Raw genomic sequence first — 20,594 nt, 5'->3', positions numbered from 1 at the left:
TTTCTGCCGGTATCCGGCGTCGAGCATTCGTCGTTGGGTCAGTCGTGGACCGCGATCCATTGGCAATCGGTGAACTCGTGCACGGCCTCGCGCCCGCCGAAGCGGCCATAGCCCGAGGCCTTGACGCCGCCGAAGGGCATCCGGGGGTCGTCGAAGACGGTCGAGCCATTCACATGGGCGATGCCCACCTCGATCCGGCGCAGCATCTCGGTCGCTCCGGCCACGTTCCGGCTGAAGATCGAGGTGACGAGCCCGAATTCGGTGTCGTTCGCGACCGACAAAGCTTCGTCAGGACCGGACACGCGCGTGATACCGACGACCGGTCCGAATGCTTCTTCCGTGTAAAGCCGCATCCCCTGCGAGACCTCATCCAGAAGCGCCGGCTGAATGCCGCCCCCCGCAAGGTCTCCGCCGCAGATCAGCCGTGCGCCCTTGGCAAGGGCATCGTCGATCAGCGCCCGTATCCGGACCGCTGCAGACGGGCTGATCAGCGCCCCGAGCGGGCCGTGACCGTTCCCGGCATTGCTGCCGAGGAGCAGGACTCGCTCGGCCAGACTCCGGGCGAACTCATCTGCGACGGCGTCGTCTACCAGCAAACGTTCGGTCGACATGCAGATCTGGCCCTGGTTGAAGTAGCCGCCATGGGCCGCTGCATCCGCCGCTGCGTCGAGGTCGGCATCGGCCAGAACGATCATCGTGCCTTTGCCGCTCAGTTCCAGAAGGCAGGGCTTCAGATGCCGTGCGGCACGTGTGGCGATGTCGCGACCGACACGGGTCGAGCCCGTGAAGTTCACCCGCCTGACCGCCGGGTGCGCAATCAGGGCCTCGACGATCTCCTCCGCATGGTCGGGCGCATTGGTGATGAAGTTCAGGGCTCCCGGTGGCAGGCCGGCATCGTTCAGAAGGCGCGCCACCCATTCGTGGGTCTTGGGGCAGAGTTCGGACCCCTTGAGAACAACCGTGTTGCCGCAGGCGAGCGGCGCAGCCGCGGCGCGCGTGGCAAGCGTGACCGCGGCATTCCAGGGCGCGATGCCAAGGACGACACCGGCCGGACGGCGGCGCAGGATGTAGTTCCGGTTCTCATCGCGGATCTCGTCAAAGGCGTCGGCCAGCTCGCGCGTCTGGCGAAGCATGTCGGCCGCCACCTTGACGTTGAAGCGCACCCACTCAGCGGTTGAGCCGATTTCTTCGGTCGCCACCGCGATGATCTCGTCCTCACGGGAGAGCATCAGGTCGGCGGCATTGCAGAGGACATCCTGCCGCTCGGCAGGCGGCGTTTCGGACCATGCGGAAAAGGCGCGGGCGGCGGAATTTACCGCGTCGCGTGCCTCGTCCACGCTGCAGGCGGCGGCACGCGTCACAATGGCATCGGACAGGGGATCACGCCGCTCGAAATGCCCCGCGGACACTGGCGACACGGACTCTCCGTCGATTATGAGCCTGGTCTCAAACAGCTGCTCCTCCCAAAACAACTCTGAGCCGAACGGTCCCATTAGAACCTGATCTGGCAAAATCGATCATAATGGCGCACAGTAAATGACGATTTGTGGGAAAGTATTGCCGGAATGTGGGAAATGCCGTGCTGACCGTGCCGAATCCACCGCTTTCGCAACCCGCTGGGTTGCGAGCAGGCATCCATCGCGGTGCGCTCCGCTCGCATGTCATCGGTCGTGCCGAACGCCTGTCGGGCACGTCGTGGCTTTCGCTTCTGATCGAGAAAGGCGATGCGGAAATCCGGTTGCGGGACGTGGTGACCGCCATCCGCGCGCCCGCCATCGTCTGGTGGCCGTGGGAACAGGGTGCGATGGCGCAGCTCTCGCCGGGCGCCGTGGGCGCGCATCTGCTCATCGGCTCGACGGCGCTTTTCAACGCGATCGGTCACAAGCCGGAATCCGAAGACATCCGCGCCATGGTCAATCGCCGCGTGACCATGCCGCTGTCGGACGACCCGGAGGTTCTGGCGACCTTTCGCGGCTGTTTCGACGCGATCCACCGCGAATCCCTCGACGACAGGGGGGCGGCTGGAACGCTGATCGAGGCCTACCTGCACATCGTGCTGATCGAGCTGTGGCGGTCGCAGCGGAGATCGGCTGAGGAGATCAGCGCCAATTCACCGTCGCAGCGCGTATTCGATCAGTTCCGCGCGATGGTCGAGCAACACTATCGCGAGCGTTGGACGGTCGAGCGCTATGCGGCGAGTCTCGGTCTGTCGCGGGATCGGTTGGGCGACATCTGCATGCGCGTGCGCGGGCGGACGCCGAAGACGATCATCGACAGAAGAAGCGAGGTCGAGGCGCGGCTTTTGCTTACGAACTCGACAAATTCCATAGAACAAATCGCCGGAATGCTGGGGTTCCAGTCGGCGGCGCAGTTCAACAGGTTCTTCCGGCGTATGACCGGAACGCCGCCGGGGCGTTTGCGGCGCGCGGTGTCTTTGAGCAGCGCAGATACCCAACCGGAATCGGTCGCGCTGTACGAGTGGCCGTAGTTCTCTACGCGTCAGTGTATACATTCGGCTACCAAAATGGCGGACATTAGCCGATAATTCACGATTGACGGGCTAAATTGTATACATTATGACATGCTCCGCGACGCGCTGGCAAAGCCCGCTGCCGCGTCCAGGGAGGATGCATGGGCGAGAACGACCGCATGACACAGGTCGAAAAGGCCATTATCGGCTTGCGCGGACTGGTGATGTCCGGCGAGTTCGACGCCGGTTCGCGCCTGCCCGAGGTCGCCCTGGCCGAGCGTTTGGGCGTATCGCGCACGCCGCTCCGGCAGGCGATGGATCGTCTCGTCTCGGAGGGGCTTCTGGAGCGGATCGAAAGCGGCGGCTGCCGTGTTGCGAGTTTCGATCTGGACGACATCAACGACGCGATCGAATTGCGCGGTGTCATCGAAGGCACTGCCGCGCGCCTTGCAGCAGAGCGTGGTGTCGATGCCGAAGTGATCGCCGATGCGCGCGGCCTTTTGGCCCGTATCGACGAAGGTATCAGCGGCCCGAACAGCGTCGATTTCGACCTTTACGTGCGGCTGAACGCCCGTTTCCACGACATGTTGGCCCAGATGGCCGGCAGTGACCTGATCCGCCGCGAGGTGGACCGCGTCTGCCGTCACCCGCTGGCGTCGCCAAACGCGTTCCTACGAGGGCAGGAGATCATTCCCGATTTCCTGGCGTCGCTCGTCCGCGCGCAGGGGCAACACCACGCGATAGTCGACGCGATCGAAGCCCGCGAAGGTGCCCGCGCCGAGGCGCTCGCCCGCGAGCACGCGCGGCTGGCCCGCCGGAATTTCCGTTTTCTAAGAGACGCCGATCCACGGCTGGCGACCCGTATCCCGGGACTTTCGCTGGTCACGGCCCAATAACCCAGAGCCCAAGGAGAAGAGAATGCCAAGCCTTTCCGATGTCATGGCCCAGCATAAAAACCCGGTCGAAATGCTCCGCAATTCGACCATCGGCATGTATGTCTATCCGGTCGTAACGCCCGAATTCCGCAACTGGCGGGTCGAGCAGGAAGCGTGGCGCAAGTCCGCCGTCCTTTTCGATCAGAGCCATCACATGGACGAGCTGATCGTCGAGGGTCCGCAGGCCGAGGAATTCCTCGCCCATCACGGCATCAACAGCTTTTCGAACTTCGACCTGAACCGCGCCAAGCACTTTGTGCCCGTGACGCCGAACGGCCACGTGATCGGCGATCACATCATCTTCCGCGAGCGTCAGGACAAGTTCATCCTCGTGGGTCGCGCGCCGACGTCGAACTGGCTGATGTTCTGCGCCGCCTACGGCAACTGGAACGTCCGCATCAAGCACGACCCGCGCTCGACCTCGCGCCCCGAGGGCGAGCGGGTTCTGCGGACACATTATCGCTACCAGATCCAAGGCCCCGATGCGCCGAAGATCTTCGAGAAGATGAATGGCGGGCCGGTTCCCGACATCAAGTTCTTCCATGTCGACTGGATCAATGTCGGCTCGAAGAAGGTGCAGGCGCTGCGCCACGGCATGTCGGGCGCGCCGGGTCTGGAAATCTGGGGCCCGTACGAGGACAAGCACTACATCCACTCGACCATCCTTCAGGCCGCGCGCGACGCCGGCGTCGATCTGGTTCAGTGCGGCAGCCGCGCCTATTCGACCAACACCTTGGAATCTGGCTGGATTCCGTCGCCGCTCCCCGGCATCTACACCGGTGACGGGATGCTGGCCGACTACCGCGACTGGGTCGGTGCCGACATGTACGAGGCCGCAGGCGCCATCGGCGGCAGCTTCGTCTCGGACAATATCGAGGACTACTACGTCAACCCGTTCGAGCTGGGCTACGACTTCTACATCGGCTGGAAGAAGGATGATTTCATTGGGAAATCCGCGCTTCAGAAGATGAAAGAAAGCGGCACCAACCGGAAGAAGGTCACCTTCGAGTGGAACAAGGAAGACGTGCTCAAGGTCATCGCGTCCGCGTTCGACGAGGGCATCCCCTACAAGTGGATCGACTTCCCGCAGCCGAACTATGCCTCGTCGTCGGCCGACATGATCATGCACGGCGACAAGATGGTCGGGATGTCGATGTTTAACGGCTATTCCTACAACGAGCGCTGCGTCCTGTCGCTTGGCGTCGTGGACCAGTCTGTCGAAATCGGCGACGTGCTGACGCTCAAGTGGGGCGAGCCCGACGACACCGCCAAGACCTCGACCGAGCAGCACAAGCAGGCTGAGATCCGCGTCCGCGTCTCGCCGACGCCGTACTCGAACGAGGCGCGCGGTTCCTACGCTGCGGATAGCTGGCGCACCAAGGCCGCCTGATCTGACTTTGCCGGCTCCGGGGCATATGCTCCGGGGCCGGTCTCACGGAGTGACCGACGCGACCGAACCCGAAGGAGACGAGCAGATGACAGACCCCGTTCAGGACGTCGCCCATCTGGGCCATGTCGAGGTCTACACCGACAAGTTCGACGAAAGTCTCGACTTCTTCACGCGTGTTTTCGGACTTAAACTCAGTGCCTTGGACGGAGGCAGTGCCTATCTGAGGGCTTGGGAGGATTACGAGTTTCACAGCCTCAAGCTGACGCGGCACCACACAACGGGTGTTGGGCATATCGCCTATCGCACCGTGTCCGAGGCCGCGCTTGACCGGCGCGTCGCGGCGATCGAGGCGGCAGGCTACAAGACCCATGGCTGGGTCGCGGGCGATCTGGGCCACGGCAAGGCGTTCCGGTTCGAGGACCCGTTCGGCCACGTCTTCGAGCTTTATTACGACACAAATCGCTACCAGCCGGACGAGGCCGACCGTCCCGCTCTCAAGAACATGGCGAGCCGGTTTCATGCGCAGGGTGCCTGTCCGCGCAGGATCGACCACCTGAACCTGCTCGCCGAGGACGTGACCGTTTTCCGCGACTTCATGCAGACCTGTCTTGGCAGCCGCGTGACCGAGCAAATTCAACTGGATAACGGGCGTCTCGGCGGTTGCTGGTTCACGATCAACAACAAGACCTATGACCTCGCCTGCACCGAGGAACACGGGAAGGGCGACGCGCGGCTGCACCACGTCACCTACGCCACCGATCAGCGCGAGGATATCCTGCGCGCCGCCGATATCTTTCTGGAAAACGGCGTCCACATCGAGACCGGTCCGCACAAGCACGCCATTCAGGGCACGTTCTTCCTCTATGTCTGGGAGCCTGCGGGCAACCGTGTCGAGCTGGCCAATGCCGGGGCGCGTCTGATCCTCGCGCCCGACTGGGAAACGGTGACCTGGACCGAAACCGAGCGGAAGAAGGGTCAGGCCTGGGGTCTTAAAACTATCGAGACCTTCCACACCCACGGGACGCCGCCGGCGCCGGAGGAGGCATGATGTCGATACTGCCGTTTTCAAAGAAGTCGAAAAAAGCAACTCAAGTCAGCAAGATGCGGGGCGTTCTTGACGGCTTCTCCATCGAGGTGATGCCGCGCACCGCCGAGAAGATCGACGATTTCCGCGCGCTTTTGCCTAGGGGCACCCGCGTCTACATCGCCCATATCGACGGCACGCCCATCGAGGAAATGGTCGCGACTGCCAAGCGGCTTGCCGCCGACGGCTTCGAAGTGATGCCGCATTTTCCGGCGCGGATCATCGCTGACGAGGCCGAGTTCCGCGACTGGATCGACCGGTACCGCTCCGAGGCGGGCGTGTCTCAGGCGCTGGTGCTTGGTGGCAGCCCGACAACGCCGAAGGGGACTTTCGACAGTTCGATCCAGCTTCTCGAAACCGGGGCCTTTCAGGACGCCGGATTTACGCGGCTGCACATCGCGGGCCACCCAGAGGGGAACCGCGATATCGACCCCAAGGGCGGAAGCGCGAATGTGGATGCGGCGCTCCGGTGGAAACAGGCGTTTGCGGCAGAGGCTGGTGTCGACATGGCGATCGTCACCCAGTTCGCCTTCGACGGTGCCAGCGTCATCGACTGGGCAAAGGGACTTCGGGCAGGGGGGATCACCCTGCCGATCCATCTGGGCGTTGCCGGTCCGGCGAAACTTCAGACGCTGATCAAGTTCGCCATCGCCTGCGGGGTCGGGCCGTCGCTTAAGGTGTTGCAGAAACGGGCGGGCGACGTCACGCGTCTTCTCCTGCCGTTCGAGCCTGACGACCTTCTGGCTGACGTAGCGCAGGCGACCGACGGCGAGGGCGCGCCGCTTTTCGAACAGATCCATCTGTTCCCCCTCGGCGGCATCCGCGCGTCTGCCGACTATGCCGCCCGTATCCTCGAAGACGACGCGGCTGCACGTGCCGGCGCGGGAAAGGGAGGCTGACATGCGGCTCGGCGAGAACATCATCGCGGAAAGCGGTGTCGCGCCGTTCTTCCGCGTGTCCAATCCCGAGGCCGTGGGCCTGACACCCCCCGAGAACCGGCTGGGTGAGGCGGCGCGCACCTGGGTGCGGTCGCTCTCGGGCTTTCAGAAAGAGGCTCTGGTCGTCTCGGCCCGTTCCGGTTTGATGTGGCGGCTTGTCTCGGACGAGGGCGCCTATCTCAGCGGCCACGACGCCGCGCCTTGTCCGCTGGCCTTCCTGACCACCGGGATGATCGCCGGCTACATGAACGAGATCACCGCCTTGGCCGCTGCCCGGGGCGTCGAGATGCGCGGGCTGAAGCTCACTCAGAACAACTATTACACGATGCAGGGCTCGATGCGGAAACGCACGATGGTAGGCGGAGCGCTGCCGGTCGAGCTGGAGGTCGAGGTCGATTGCGATCTTGAGGATACCGCGCTGACCCAGCTTCTGATGGAGGCGGTTGCGGCGTCGCCGCTGAACGGGCTGATGCGGGGCGTGCTGCCGAGCCTGTTCACCCTGACGCGGAATGGCGGCCGGATCGCGACAGGTGCTGCGCAGGAACTCTCCGGCGAAGTCATCCCGGACCCGTCGGGCGCGGCGCCGTTGCCCGAAGACACCGATCTGACGCTGATCGAACGACTCGGTATGTCTCCTCGGAAAGAGGTTGCGAAGGGCACGGCGGCGGCGGCGTCCAGCCTGAGCGACGAGCAGGACCGCACGCTGAATCCGGCGGCGATCTGCACGCTTCGCGAAGACGGGATCAAGGAGATCGAACAGCATCTCTACAGTCCGCACGGTTCGGTCTTCCGGTTCCTTTCGGACGAGGCGCCGGTGGCGGGCGGCATGGGTCGCGCGCCGGATGCGGTCAGCTATATCTCCGCCGGGATCGGGTTCTGTTTCATGACCCAGTTCGGCCGGATGGCGTCGATGGAGAAACTCGATCTTCCGGCCTATTCCATCGTGCAGGACACGCATTTTTCGCTCGGCGGTGCGTCCGGCGGGACGGGGCAGGCCGGCACTGCCGATCCGGTGGAAACCCATGTCCATCTGCAGACCACGGAGAGCGATGACGTCGCCCGCGACATGCTCGATGTGTCCGAGCAAACATGTTTCCTGCATGCGTTTTGCCGGACCGACCTGAAGACGCGACTGAAAGTGACAAGACCATGAGCAGGGGCGCGGAAAAACCGGGCAATCGGATGAACTTCATTTGCCAAGCCCATCGCGCCCGCCTAACTTTTCAACAGGCTCCGACACCTCGAAGAACCGGGTGCGGGGCACATAACGGGAGGACTACATGACCACTACGCTTTCACTGAAAGGTGCGGTTGCGGCCGTTGCCCTTGGCTTCACGTCCGCTCTCGGAGCCTTCGCGCCGAGCGCCGCCCAGGCCCAGACCGAGCTTCGCCTGCATACCTTCGTGCCGCCGGGCCACATCATCGTGCGCGAAATCATCGAGCCGCTGGCCGCCGACATCGCCGAGCAGTCGGGCGGTGAACTGACGCTGACGATCTATCCGTCGATGCAGCTTGGCGGCAAGGCGCCCGAACTGATCCGTCAGGCTCAGGACGGCACTGTCGACATGGTGTTCACGCTTCCGGGCTACACGTCGCCCGTGTTCCCGCGCACTCAGATGATCGAACTTCCGGGCCTGCGCCCGGACGGCACGTCAACCACCGAACTGATGTGGGATCTGCTGGAGGGCGGGTATTTCGATCCCGAGTATGACGGCCTGAAGGTCGTGGCGCTCTGGGCTGCCGATGACGCGGGCCTGTACACCCGCGACAAGCCGATCCGGACCCCGCAGGACATCGAGGGGATGCTGCTTCGCTCGCCTTCCGCTGCGCAGGCCGCGCAGATCGAAAAGATGGGCGCGACGCCCGTCGCACTTCCGATCCCGCAGCTTTACCCGCAGCTCGAGCGGGGCGTGATCGACGGCGCCATGGTGCCGTTCACCACCATCCTCGACTTCCGGATGCACGAGGTTGCCAACTACTTCACCATCACCGGGCCGCTCTTTGGCCGGTCGCAGTTCCTGATCGTGATGAACGAGGACAGCTATAACGGTCTGTCGGCAGAGCATCAGGCGATTCTGGATGGTCTGATGGGCGAAGAGCTGAGCCAGAAGGCGACCGACGCCTATCTCGACCGCGCCGCCGAAAGCATCCAGTTCGTCCGCGACGCGGCCGACAAGGAGGTGATCGAGTTCACCGAAGAGCAGCAGGCCGAGATCGCGGCAATGCTACGCCCGATCTACGACGAATGGCTCGCTTCGATGGCCGAACAGGGCATCGACGGGCAGGCCATGCTCGACGCCGCCGGCGTCAACCTGTCGAACTGATCGGCCATGCTCGACGCTTTCGAACGCAGGTTCGAACAGGGTCTGAGGCTGCTCGCTTATGCGGGCGGCCTCGTCCTGGCCGGGCTGGCCGTGCTGATCATCTACGAGATCGGTGCGCGCTACTTCTTCAGCCGGCCTTTCCGGGGCGGGTTCGAAATGACCGAGCTTGCCATGTCCGTGATCGTGGCTTGCGGCCTGCCTTATACCGCGATCCAGCGGGGGCATGTCTCGGTCGACATCTTCTCGAAATATCTCGATCGCCCTTCGATGCGGTGGATCAACTTCGCCGTTCACGCGCTCGGCGCTGCCGTGCTCGGGCTTCTCGCCTATGAGAGCTTTCAGTACGCGCTGAAGAGCTACGGCTACGGTGACGTGTCGAACATGATGCGAATCCCGAAATTCCCCTTCCAGTTCGCCGTCGCCATCTCGGCGGCCCTGTTCACGGTCGTTCTGATCATCGACGCGCTCAAGGCGCTGAGACCGGCGACCGAGACCGGCGAGGACACCCAATGACACCAATGCTCGCCGGCCTTGTCGGCTTTCTGGCGCTGTTTCTGCTGCTGGCAATCCGGATGCCCATCGGGCTTGCCATGATGACGGTGGGCGCCGCAGGCATCGCGATCCTGAATTCGCCTACCGCGGCCTTCAACAACCTCGGCTCCTTCGCGTTTTCCTACTCGGCGGTGTTCACGCTGAGCGTCATTCCTCTCTTCGTGCTGATGGGCTCTTTCGCGAGCGTGTCGGGCATGGGGGCTGATATGTACCGCACCGCCTACAGCTTCGTAGGGCACAGGCGCGGTGGATTGGCTGCCGCAACGATCCTGGCCTGCGCGGGCTTCGCCGCTCTGTCCGGCTCGTCCATCGCGGCGGCGGCGACCATGGGCAAGGTCTCTCTGCCGGAGATGGAGCGCTACAACTACTCGCCTCGTCTGGCTACGGGCGCGATTGCGGCGGGCGGTACGCTTGGCATCCTCATTCCACCGTCGACGGTTCTGATCGTCTACGCACTCCTGACCGAGCAATCGGTGGGCCGTCTCTTTCTTGCCGGCTTCGTGCCGGGGCTGCTTCTGACGGCTCTCTTCGTGGCCACGGTCTTTATCGTCGCCGTGATGAACCCCAATGCCGGCCCTCCGGGCGAGCGGGTGCCGATGGCCGAGCGTTTCAAAACCCTGTTCGGCTCGGGCGCGCTGATCTTCGTCGTGCTGATCGTGATCGGCGGCATCTATGCCGGTGTGTTCACCGTGACCGAGGCGGCCGCCGTGGGCGCGGGGCTGACCTTCCTCCACGCGCTCTGGTCGCGGCGCCTGACGATCAAGCTGTTCCTCGACGCGCTTCTGGATACGGTCAAGACCACCGCCATGGTGTTCTTCATCCTGATCGGCGCGCATTTCTTCGCACCGTTCTTGGCGCTCACGCGCATCCCGGTGAACCTTGCCGACTGGATCGGAGAGCTCGCGATCCCTGCCTTTGCCATCCTTATGGTGATCATTCTCGTCTACATCGTCCTCGGCACCTTCATGGAAGGCTTCGCGATGATGGTGCTGACCGTGCCGATCGTGCTGCCGATCATCCAGACGCTCGGCTATGATCCGATCTGGTTCGGGATCATCATGGTCGTGGTGCTGGAGATGGGGCTTATTAGTCCGCCAGTGGGGCTAAACGTCTTCGTGGTGAAGGGGGTGGCGCCCCATGTGCCGCTCAGTCAGGTCTATTGGGGCATCCTGCCGTTCTGGCTGGCCATGGGCGTCTGCGTGATCCTGCTGGTGGCGTTCCCCGATATCGCGCTCTTCCTGCCAAACACGATGCTGGGGCGCTAAGCGATGGGGCTGGTCAACCGCCGGGATGTGTTCATCGAATGGGGCGACTGCGACCCGGCGGGGATCGTCTATTATCCGCGCTATTTCGTGATGTTCGACAATGCCACCGTCGCGCTTTTCGCGGCAGCGGGGCTGGAGAAGCACGAGATGGTCAAGACCTACGACATGGTCGGCTTTCCCATGGTCGACACCGGCGCCCGCTTCATGATCCCGTCGAAATGGGGCGAGACGATCACCATCGAAAGCGAAGTGACCGAATGGAAGCGTTCGAGCTTCGACATCAAGCACCGGGTCTACAAGGGCGACGCGCTTGCGATCGAGGCGTGGGAGACCCGCGTCTGGGTCGGACGGCATCCGGACGACCCCGAACGCATCAAAAGCCAACCGATCCCCGAAGAGGTGAAAGCGCGCTTCGCCTGAGCGCGCGTATCAGGAGAACATCCAAATGGAAGTCTCGTTTCATAAGGAAATTCAGAGCCTGAAGCTGGGCAAGGGAGAGACCTTCCATGGCGAGGGTATTCTTGCCGTGACAAAGGCGCTTTTGCAGTCGGGCGTGGCCTATGTCGGCGGCTATCAGGGTGCGCCGGTCAGCCACCTGCTGGACGTTCTCGTACAATCCGAAGACATCCTCGAAGAGCTTGGCATCCATCTTGAGACCTGCACGAACGAGGCGGCGGCGGCGGCGATGCTGGCGGCATCCGTCCAGTACCCGATGCGCGGCTGCGTGACATGGAAATCCATCGTCGGCACCAACGTGGCGGCGGACGCTTTGTCGAACCTCGCGTCGCCGGGCGTGATCGGCGGCACGCTGATCGTGGTGGGCGAAGACTACGGCGAGGGCGCGAGCGTCATTCAGGAGCGCACCCATGCCTATGCGCTCAAGTCGTCGCTCTGGCTTCTCGACCCGCGCCCGGAGCTTACGAAGATCGTCGACATGGTGGAAAAGAGCTTCGAGCTGTCCGAGGCGTCGAACACCCCTGTCATCATGGAACTGCGCATCCGCGCCTGCCATGTCTTTGGGGATTTCGAGGCCAAGGACAACGTCGCCGCGCCCCATTCGACGCGCGAAAAGTTCAAGGAGCCGACGCCCTTCAACTATGCGCGTCTGGCCCATCCGCCCGAAACCTTCATCCAGGAAAAGGACAAGGTCGCGAGGCGCCTGCCGGCGGCGCGCGACTTCATCGTCCGCGAGAAGTTGAACGAGTTCATGGGGCCGACCACCGGCGAGATCGGGATCATCACGCAGGGCGGTCTGTTCAACGGGCTGAATTCCTGCCTGGCCGATGCGGGGCTTTCGGACGCCTACGGCAATCTCGACGTGCCGGTGATGGTGCTGAACGTCACCCATCCGCTGGTGCCCGAGCAGATCACGGACTTCGCCAAGGACAAGAAGGCGATCCTGATCGTGGAAGAGGGATCGCCCGAGTATATCGAACTGGCGGTGGGCAAGATCCTGAGGCAGGCCGATCTCCAGACCAAGATCCACGGCAAGGACATGCTGCCCGAGGCGGGAGAATACACCGCCGCCGTGGTGGGCAAGGGCGTCTCCGCCTTTCTCGATGCCTACGGGATCGAACCGGGCGGGCTGGGCGAATGGCTCGATGGCGTGGACGCCAACCAGAAGGCGCTTGCCGACGGATCGGGCGACCCTTTGCCGCCGCGCCCGCCGACCTTCTGCACCGGCTGCCCGGAACGTCCCGTTTTCTCGGCCATGAAACTGGTGCGCGAGGAACTGGGGCCGGTTCACGTGTCGGTCGATATCGGTTGCCACGCTCTGGCGACATTCCCACCCTTCAGTCAGGGCCATTCGATTATCGGTTACGGCATGTCTCTGGCCGCTGCCTCCGCTGTGTCGGGGACTCAGGAAAAGCGGCCCTTCACCGTCATGGGGGACGGGGGCTTCTGGCACAACGGACTTCTGACCGGCGTGGCCGGGTCGGTCTTCAATCAGGACGACTCGGTCCTGATCGTCATGGATAACGGGTATTCCAGTGCCACTGGCGCACAGGATCTGCCGTCGAGCCGGCCCAAGGAACTGGGGCGCGGCAAGGGGCTTAACATCGACAAGGCGCTCAAGAGCATGGGCGTCAAATGGGTGAAGCGGGTCAACAACTACAACGTCTCGACCATGGTCAAGGCGCTCCGCGAGGCGCGGACCAGCCGCGACAAGGGGCTCAAAGTCATCGTGGCCGAGGGCGAATGCCAGTTGGCGCGGCAGCGCCGTGTGCGTCCGGCCATGGCCAAGGCGGTCGCGCGGGGCGACCGGGTGGTCCGCACGCGCTACTGGGTCGACGAAGAGACCTGCACGGGCGACCATAGCTGTATCCGGCTCTCGGGCTGCCCGTCGCTGACGATCAAGCCAAACCCCGATCCGCTCCGCACCGATCCGGTGGCACATGTGAATAACGACTGCGTCGGATGCGGTCTTTGCGGCGAAGTCAGCCATGCGGCACAGCTTTGCCCGTCCTTCGCACAGATCGACATTCTTCAGAATCCGACCGCCTGGGATCGTTTCTCCAAGAGCGTTTCTGACAGGCTTATCAGGCTCTTCGGCGGTGACGTTGACGAAGACAGGCCCGGTGCAAGCGCACCCGGCGCCATCGGAGTACCGGCCGAATGAGCGGCGCGACGAAGACGCAGAAGCCCGTCCGCCTGCTGATCGCGGCCATGGGCGGCGAGGGTGGCGGTGTTCTGGCCGGCTGGCTGACCGAAGCGGCGCTAGATGCGGGGCTCTGGGTCCAGCGGACCTCGGTGCCGGGCGTTGCACAGCGGACCGGGGCCACGACCTATTATCTCGAATTCCTCCCCAAGACCGGGGACAAGCGCCCCGTCATGGCGCTGCATCCCGCGCCGGGCAAGGTGGACGTGCTGGTCGCGACCGAGCTTCTGGAAGCTGTTCGCATGGTCAAGGCGGGATACGTCACGCCCGACCGCACCCGGCTCTTTGCGTCGCGGCACCGGACCTTCACCGTGGACGAGAAAAGCGCCATGGAGGACGGGCGGCTTGAGGTCGAGCCGATGGTCGCGACGCTCCGCAACTTCGCGGCAAAGGCGACGATCAGCGACTTTTCGAAAGAGGCACAAAAGGTGTCGGCGCATCTTAACTCGGTCGTCATGGGGCTGGTCGCGGGATCGGGCGTGCTGCCTATCCCGGTCGAAAGCTGTCTGAAGGCGGTCCAGTCCGGCAAACGCGCCTCCGAGGCGAACCTGCGCGGCTTTGAAGCGGGGCTGGCGCTAGCGGCAGAGGCGTCCATCGTGCCCGATCTGACGGGCAAGGCAAAGGCCGCACCGGCACCGGAGATGGAAGAGGCGCCAACACCCGTGCTCGTCGCGTCGCCCGAGACCGAATTCCTGACGGGTGAAGCGGCGGGCCTCGCTGCCGAGGGGATGCGCCGTCTGACCGACTATCAGGACCGGGCCTATGCCGAGACGTATCTCAGCCATCTGAAGCGCGTTTCCGAGCACCCCAATGCCACGCCCGAACTCCTTGCCGCGCTCGCCCGGCACATGGCCGTGCGGATGAGCTACGAGGACACGCATCGTGTGGCCGAGCTGAAGCTGAGACAGGCCCGGCTCGCCCGCGTCCGCGCCGAAGCAAAGGCACGGGCGGGCGATATCGTGGACGTCCGGGAATACATGAAGCCCGGTCCCGAAGAGGTTTTCGGAATGCTGCCCAAAAGTCTGGGCGAGCGGCTGATCGCCATGTCCCAGCGGAACGGCTGGAGCGGCTATTCGTGGCCGATGAAGGTCAAAACCACGCGCTTTTCCGGGTTTATCCGACTGAAATTCCTCGCTTATGCAAAACGCTGGCGGCAAAAAAACCTTCGCCACCACGAAGAGATGGAGTGGCTCGACCTCTGGCTCGGTCATGTGGAAAAGGCGCTCGACGTGGCACCCGACGCGGCGATCCAGATCGTGGAAACCGCGCGGCTGGTCCGGGGCTATGCCTCGACCTACAAGCGGGGCACACGGAACTGGCGGCTGATCGAAGGCGAGGTGATCGCGCCCTGCCTCGATGGCCGTCTGCCCTCCGACATGCTGGCCGACGCCGTGCTTCAGGCCCGGCTGGCGGCGGTGAAAGACCCCGACAGCGCCGCGCTCGATCAGGTGGTGGCGGCGTTCAAGGATGTCGCCGGTTCGAGAAAGCCCGCGCTCGACGCGGCAGAGTGACAAGGACGAACGACATGTCGGACAACAAGACGGCTCTGGTGATGTCGGCGCATTCGGCCGATTTCGTCTGGCGCTGCGGTGGCGCCATCGCGCTTCATCAGGAGCTTGGCTACAACATCACGATCCTCTGTCTTTCCTACGGTGAGCGGGGCGAAAGCGCCAAGCTCTGGAAGCAGGAGGGGATGACGCTCGACAAGGTCAAATCCTCGCGCCGGGCCGAGGCCGAGAACGCAGCCAAGGCGCTTGGGGCTCATGACATCCAGTTTCTCGATTGCGGGGACTATCCGCTCGACCTGACCGAAGAGCAGAAATACCGCGTGGTCGACGTGATCCGGGCGGTGCAGCCCAAATTCATGCTCTCACATTCGCAATATGATCCGTACAACACCGACCACATGTACGCGATGAAGCTGACGCTTGAGACGCGGATGATCGCGCAGGCCTGGGGCCACAATCCCGGCGAGAAGGTGCTGGGCGCGCCGCAACTCTACCTGTTCGAACCGCATCAGACCGAACAGATGGGCTGGAAGCCGGACACGTTCCTCGACATCACGCCCGTCTGGGGCAAGAAGCGTGCCGCGATCGAGTGCATGGAGGGGCAGGAGCACCTCTGGGAGTACTACACGCGGGTCGCGCAGAACCGCGCCAACCACTTCCGACGGAACTCGGGCGGGCAGGCGGGCGGCCGAAAAGCGGAATATGCGGAGGGCTTCCAGTCGGTCTTCCCGCGTACCGTCGACGAGCTTTGAGGGGGGCGCCATGGGCGGTGTCGTAGTCCAGAACATCGAACGGGCCGATCCCGATCTGATCGCGCGACTTGGCGCGGCAGGCGTGGCCACGGTCCACGAGGCACAGGGGCGTACGGGGCTGATGTCGTCGAAGATGCGCCCCATCCAGCAGGATTTCGGGATTGCCGGGTCGGCGGTCACGATTTCGGCTCCGCCCGGCGATAACTGGATGATCCATGTCGCCATCGAGCAGTTGCAAGAGGGCGATATCCTCGTCCTCGCGCCCACATCGCCCTGTGACATGGGCTATTTCGGAGACCTCCTTGCCACCTCCGCCATGGCGCGGGGCTGCCGCGCGGCGGTTCTCGACAGCGGCGTGCGGGATACCCGAGACCTGCGCGCCATGGGGTTTGCCGTCTGGTCCACCGCCGTTTCGGCACAGGGGGCGGTCAAGGAGACGGTCGGCTCGGTCAACGTGCCGGTGGTCTGCGCGGGCGCGCTCGTGAATGCGGGCGACGTGATCGTGGCCGATGACGACGGGGTCTGCGTGGTGCCGCGCGCGAACGCCCAAGCCGTCATGGCGGCGGCACAAAAGCGGCTCGACGCCGAAGAGGCCAAGCGCGCGCGCTTCGCGGCGGGGGAGCTGGGCCTCGACATCTACGACATGCGCGGGCGGCTTGCCGACAAGGGTCTGACATATGAGTGACGGCATCCCCGTCATGTGGATGCGTGGCGGGACGTCGAAGGGCGGTTTCTTTGTGGCCGGCGATCTGCCGTCCGACCCCGCCGAGCGGGATCGCACTCTCCTCGGCGTCATGGGCTCGCCCGATCCTCGCCAGATCGACGGGATGGGCGGTGCGGACCCTTTGACCTCGAAAGTGGCTGTCGTCGCACCCTCGTCGCGCGACGGGGTCGACGTGGACTATCTGTTCCTGCAGATCTTCGTGGATCAGCCGCTGGTCAGCGATGGCCAGAATTGCGGGAACATGCTGGCCGCCGTGGGCGCCTTTTCCATCGAGCGGGGGCTGGTTCCGGCGCGTGACGGGGAAACACCCGTGACGGTCTTCATGGAGAACACGGGGCAAACGGCGGTCCTGCGCGTCGCCACGCCGGGCGCGCAGGTTCGCTATTCGGGTGACGCGCGGATCGACGGGGTTCCCGGCACCGCCGCCCCAGTGCCGGTCGAGTTCCGGGACACGGCGGGGTCCACCTGCGGCGCGCTCTTTCCGACAGGACAGGTTGCGGACGAAATCCACGGGGTCACGGTGACGCTGATCGACAACGGGATGCCCGTGGTCGTGCTGAATGCGGCGGATATGGGTGTGTCGGGCCGAGAAACCCCGGCAGAGCTTGAGGCCAACGAACCGCTCCGGCAGCGATTGGAGGCGATCCGGCGTGCTGCGGGTCCCATGATGAACCTTGGCGACGTCACGGTGAAATCCGTCCCAAAGCTCACCATGGTCAGTGCACCGGCGGAGGGCGGCACCATTTCCACCCGCACGTTCATTCCGCATCGCTGCCACAAGGCCATCGGGGTTCTCGGTGCCGTCAGCGTCGCGACGGCCTGCGCCACGCCGGGTGCGGTCGGTCACGATCTGGCGCATCTGCCAGGGGGTGACGTGAAGGAGATGCGGGTCGAGCATCCGACCGGCGAGTTGACCGTCGTCGCCACGATGAAGGGCGAGCGCATGATCCGTGCCGAGGTTTTGCGCACCTGCCGGAAACTGATGGACGGGCGCGTCTTTCCGGCCTGACCGGCTCCGTTTTCCGCCTTGACGGGACGCCCCGTCTGGCACTGAAAAGAGAGGGGGCACGTCGCCCCTCAGTCCGAAGGATTACCCGAATGCCGACCGATCCCCGCAGTTTCGTTTTCGATCCGGCCCCCGTCACGGCCCTCAGCGTGCAAGGCAGCGACGCGCTTTTTCCGGTGCGGAGGGTCTATTGCGTCGGCCGAAACTATGCCGACCATGCCATCGAGATGGGGCATGACCCGGACAAGGAACCGCCTTTCTTCTTCCAGAAGAACCCCGACAACCTTGTCCCCGATGCCACCGAGTTTCCCTATCCGAAAGCGTCTCAGGACGTGCATCACGAGATCGAACTGCTGGTCGCGCTTGGTCGGGGCGGAGATGACATTCCGCGCGAGGCTGCACTCGACTGTGTCTTCGGCTACGGTGTCGCGCTCGATATGACCCGGCGCGATCTGCAGGGCCAGATGAAGAAGATGGGCCGCCCCTGGGAAATCGGGAAGGCGTTCGAGATGTCGGCGCCTGCGTCCAGGCTCGTCCGGGCGACCGACGTTGGTCATCCCTTTAGCGGATCGATCACTCTGGATGTGAATGGCACGCGGCGGCAGGACGGCGATCTCGCCCAGATGATCTGGAAAACCGAAGAGATGATCTCGATCCTCTCGGGGCTTTTCACGCTTGCGCCCGGTGACGTGATCCTGACCGGGACGCCGGCTGGGGTCGGGCCGGTCCGCCGGGGCGACCGATTGAGCGGCCAGATCGAGGGCGTCGGTACGCTGGACGTCGTGGTCGTCTGACAGCGCGGCGCAGGGCATGACGAACGGACCTTCGCTCTCGCTCTGGGACGTGACCGCCGAAGAGCGGGACATGGGCCAGCCTCTCGACGGAGACGCCGTGGCCGACCTCGCCGTCGTGGGGGGCGGGTTTACCGGACTCGCCACGGCGCTTTTTGCCGCCGAGCGGGGCATGTCGGTCCATGTGGTCGAGGCGGGCCGGATCGGGCAGGGCGGCTCGGGCCGGGCCGTGGGGCTGGTCAATGCCGGCGTCTGGCACCCGCCCGACGCCGTCCGGCGCAGCCTTGGCGACGTCTACGGGCCAAGGTTCATCCGGCTTTTCGGCGACGCGCCAGAACGTGTGTTCTCACTGATCGAACGGCACCAGATCCGGTGCGAGGCGACGCGTAACGGGACAATCCATGCCGCACATGCCCCCCGCGCGATGGCGGGGCTCGCCGCGCGGCACGACGCCTGGTCGCGGCTCGGCGCGCCGGTAAGGTTGCTCACGCGCGATGAGGTGGCCGAGAGGACGGGAAGCACGGCGTTCCACGGTGGCCTCCTTGATGACCGGGCGGGGACGATCAATCCGATGGGCTATGCGCGCGGGCTGGCGCGCGCGGCGCGGGCGGCCGGAGCCGTGATCTCGGTCGAGACGCCGGTCCGGGCCCTCTCGCGGGACGGGGCGGGCTGGTGTGTGACCACCGGGCGCGGAGCGGTTCGGGCTGGGCGCGTGGTGCTGGCAACCAACGCCTATACCGGTTCGCTTTGGCCGGGGCTCGACCGGGTGTTCACTCCGATCAGCTATTTTCAGCTTGCCACCCGGCCCCTCGGCGACATTGCCGACCGCATACTGCCAGGCGGCGAGGGGCTGTGGGACACGGGCCGGATCATGTTCAGCCTCCGGAAGGAAGCGGGCAACCGGCTGGTCATCGGCTCGATGGGTGCCGTTATCGGTTCGGCAGAGCGCGGTCTGTCCCGGAGCTGGGCTTTGAGGCGGCTCTCCCGGCTCTTTCCCGATCTCGGACCGGTCGCGTTCGAAGAGGCGTGGTCGGGGCGCATCGCCATGACGCCCGATCACCTGCCGCGCCTCTGCCGTCTGGACGACGGCGTGTTCACTGCCATTGGGTATAACGGGCGCGGCATCACCACCGGGACCGTGATGGGGGACGTGCTGGCGCGCCTTGCCGCGGGCGAGACGCCCGAAGACCTCCCTCTGCCTCTCACCACACCGCGGCCTGTCCGTAGCGCCGGCGTGATGGCCCCGCTCTACAGCGCCGCCTTCGCCGTCAACCAGGCGATCCGGGCCCTCTGATTGGGGCTGCGACCGATGCGCTTGCGGATGCCGGTCGCATCGTCGATGACAGGGGCAGGACACGGGAAGAGGAAAGGATCAGGCATGAGCAAATTCGCACTCATCACCGGCGGGGCGCAGGGCATCGGCCTTGCCTCTGCCGAGGCGCTGGCCGAGGATGGCTACACGGTCATCCTCGCCGACATCAAGGACAGCGTCCACGAGGCGGCAGCCCGACTGGGCGGCGTGGGTCTGATCTGCGATATGGGCGACCCTTCCGCGGTTCTCGCCATGTTCGACCGGATCGAAGCCGAGCACGGGCCGGTCTCGGCACTGGTCAACAACGCCGGTATCGCGATGCCGGGGGATTTTCTGTCCTACGGGCTGGACGATTTCGACACGGTTCTGGGTGTGAACCTGAGGGGCGTCTTCGTCGCCATGCAGCGTGCCGCAAAGGGTATGGTCGATGCGGGCATCGAAGGAGCGATCGTGAACATGTCCTCGATCAACGCGCAGGTCGCGATCCCGGCGATCCCGGCCTATTGCGCGTCCAAAGGCGGTGTCATGCAACTGACCAAGGTCGCCGCGCTGGCATTGGCGCCGCATAATATCCGTGTGAACGCCGTGGGGCCGGGCTCCATCGACACCGAGATGATGGCAGGCATCAACGCCAACCCCGAAGCGATGCGCGTGGCCATGTCCCGGACACCGCTCGGCCGGCCCGGCACGGCGCGAGAGATCGGAAACGTCGTCGCTTTCCTTTGCTCGGACAAGGCCAGCTACATCACGGGTGAGACGATCTATGCCGACGGTGGCCGGCTGGGGCTGAACTACGTGATGTCCTGAGAGCCGGCACCGCAACCGGCGTGCCGAGGTTCAGGAACGACCTGTTCCTGTCGCGAATGGCGAGACAGAGATGTCCG

Annotated in this window: 19 protein-coding genes; 18 read left to right on the top strand and 1 reads right to left on the bottom strand. The window is 64.4% G+C overall.

Features of this window, described 5'->3' with window-relative positions; genetic code table 11:
• Positions 1 to 38: 38 nt before the first annotated feature.
• On the bottom strand, positions 39 to 1,418 hold the full coding sequence (locus GQ651_RS05550; RefSeq protein WP_319637330.1) for an aldehyde dehydrogenase family protein: 1,380 nt from the start codon (positions 1,416 to 1,418) through the stop codon (positions 39 to 41).
• Between the two features lie 170 nt (positions 1,419 to 1,588).
• Here GQ651_RS05550 and GQ651_RS19025 point away from each other — a divergent pair, with 170 nt between their 5' ends.
• The 18 genes from GQ651_RS19025 to GQ651_RS05460 all read left to right on the top strand — a co-directional run bounded on the left by GQ651_RS19025 (position 1,589) and on the right by GQ651_RS05460 (position 20,517).
• Complete coding sequence (locus tag GQ651_RS19025) at positions 1,589 to 2,488, top strand: helix-turn-helix domain-containing protein (RefSeq protein WP_160763188.1); 900 nt, start codon at positions 1,589 to 1,591, stop codon at positions 2,486 to 2,488.
• Between the two features lie 143 nt (positions 2,489 to 2,631).
• Positions 2,632 to 3,366, top strand: a complete 735-nt coding sequence (locus tag GQ651_RS05540; protein WP_160763187.1) for a GntR family transcriptional regulator — start codon at positions 2,632 to 2,634, stop codon at positions 3,364 to 3,366.
• A gap of 22 nt (positions 3,367 to 3,388) precedes the next feature.
• Positions 3,389 to 4,795 (top strand): vanillate/3-O-methylgallate O-demethylase, encoded by a 1,407-nt coding sequence (ligM, locus tag GQ651_RS05535; RefSeq protein WP_160763186.1) that lies wholly within the window; start codon positions 3,389 to 3,391, stop codon positions 4,793 to 4,795.
• An 85-nt stretch (positions 4,796 to 4,880) separates the two neighbouring features.
• Positions 4,881 to 5,843, top strand: a complete 963-nt coding sequence (locus GQ651_RS05530; protein WP_160763185.1) for a VOC family protein — start codon at positions 4,881 to 4,883, stop codon at positions 5,841 to 5,843.
• Positions 5,843 to 6,778: a methylenetetrahydrofolate reductase gene (locus tag GQ651_RS05525; protein WP_160763184.1), complete on the top strand. Its 936-nt coding sequence runs from the start codon at positions 5,843 to 5,845 to the stop codon at positions 6,776 to 6,778. Before GQ651_RS05530 ends, GQ651_RS05525 begins: the two co-directional genes overlap by 1 nt.
• A gap of 1 nt (position 6,779) precedes the next feature.
• The gene (locus GQ651_RS05520; RefSeq protein WP_160763183.1) at positions 6,780 to 7,970 is read left to right on the top strand and encodes an OsmC family protein; all 1,191 of its coding nucleotides are present in this window, start codon (positions 6,780 to 6,782) and stop codon (positions 7,968 to 7,970) included.
• Positions 7,971 to 8,097: 127 nt separating this feature from the next.
• On the top strand, positions 8,098 to 9,141 hold the full coding sequence (locus tag GQ651_RS05515) for a TRAP transporter substrate-binding protein (RefSeq protein ID WP_160763182.1): 1,044 nt from the start codon (positions 8,098 to 8,100) through the stop codon (positions 9,139 to 9,141).
• A 6-nt stretch (positions 9,142 to 9,147) separates the two neighbouring features.
• Positions 9,148 to 9,654 carry a TRAP transporter small permease gene (locus GQ651_RS05510; protein WP_160763181.1) on the top strand — a complete coding sequence of 169 codons (507 nt, stop codon included), beginning with the start codon at positions 9,148 to 9,150 and terminating at the stop codon, positions 9,652 to 9,654.
• Positions 9,651 to 10,958, top strand: coding sequence for a TRAP transporter large permease (locus tag GQ651_RS05505; protein WP_160763180.1), 1,308 nt, complete (start codon positions 9,651 to 9,653; stop codon positions 10,956 to 10,958). The genes GQ651_RS05510 and GQ651_RS05505 overlap by 4 nt, the downstream gene beginning before the upstream one ends.
• A 3-nt stretch (positions 10,959 to 10,961) precedes the next feature.
• On the top strand, positions 10,962 to 11,378 hold the full coding sequence (locus GQ651_RS05500; protein WP_160763179.1) for an acyl-CoA thioesterase: 417 nt from the start codon (positions 10,962 to 10,964) through the stop codon (positions 11,376 to 11,378).
• Positions 11,379 to 11,403: 25 nt separating this feature from the next.
• On the top strand, positions 11,404 to 13,578 hold the full coding sequence (locus GQ651_RS05495; RefSeq protein WP_160763178.1) for a thiamine pyrophosphate-dependent enzyme: 2,175 nt from the start codon (positions 11,404 to 11,406) through the stop codon (positions 13,576 to 13,578).
• Positions 13,575 to 15,128, top strand: a complete 1,554-nt coding sequence (locus GQ651_RS05490) for an indolepyruvate oxidoreductase subunit beta family protein (protein ID WP_160763177.1) — start codon at positions 13,575 to 13,577, stop codon at positions 15,126 to 15,128. The genes GQ651_RS05495 and GQ651_RS05490 overlap by 4 nt, the downstream gene beginning before the upstream one ends.
• Positions 15,129 to 15,142: 14 nt before the next feature.
• Complete coding sequence (locus GQ651_RS05485) at positions 15,143 to 15,877, top strand: PIG-L deacetylase family protein (protein WP_160763176.1); 735 nt, start codon at positions 15,143 to 15,145, stop codon at positions 15,875 to 15,877.
• 10 nt (positions 15,878 to 15,887) lie between these two features.
• Positions 15,888 to 16,562, top strand: a complete 675-nt coding sequence (locus GQ651_RS05480) for a 4-carboxy-4-hydroxy-2-oxoadipate aldolase/oxaloacetate decarboxylase (protein WP_160763175.1) — start codon at positions 15,888 to 15,890, stop codon at positions 16,560 to 16,562.
• On the top strand, positions 16,555 to 17,610 hold the full coding sequence (locus GQ651_RS05475) for a 4-oxalomesaconate tautomerase (RefSeq protein WP_160763174.1): 1,056 nt from the start codon (positions 16,555 to 16,557) through the stop codon (positions 17,608 to 17,610). The genes GQ651_RS05480 and GQ651_RS05475 overlap by 8 nt, the downstream gene beginning before the upstream one ends.
• A gap of 89 nt (positions 17,611 to 17,699) precedes the next feature.
• Complete coding sequence (locus tag GQ651_RS05470) at positions 17,700 to 18,401, top strand: fumarylacetoacetate hydrolase family protein (RefSeq protein WP_160763173.1); 702 nt, start codon at positions 17,700 to 17,702, stop codon at positions 18,399 to 18,401.
• Positions 18,402 to 18,417: 16 nt separating this feature from the next.
• Positions 18,418 to 19,692 (top strand): NAD(P)/FAD-dependent oxidoreductase, encoded by a 1,275-nt coding sequence (locus tag GQ651_RS05465; protein ID WP_160763172.1) that lies wholly within the window; start codon positions 18,418 to 18,420, stop codon positions 19,690 to 19,692.
• 84 nt (positions 19,693 to 19,776) lie between these two features.
• The gene (locus GQ651_RS05460; protein ID WP_160763171.1) at positions 19,777 to 20,517 is read left to right on the top strand and encodes an SDR family NAD(P)-dependent oxidoreductase; all 741 of its coding nucleotides are present in this window, start codon (positions 19,777 to 19,779) and stop codon (positions 20,515 to 20,517) included.
• The last annotated feature ends 77 nt before the right edge of the window (positions 20,518 to 20,594 follow it).

The sequence above is a fragment of the Kangsaoukella pontilimi genome, from assembly GCF_009830125.1.
GTDB lineage: Bacteria > Pseudomonadota > Alphaproteobacteria > Rhodobacterales > Rhodobacteraceae > Kangsaoukella > Kangsaoukella pontilimi.
The sequence above is the reverse complement of the archived record's forward strand: the minus strand, read 5'-3'. Positions and strand labels throughout refer to the sequence as shown.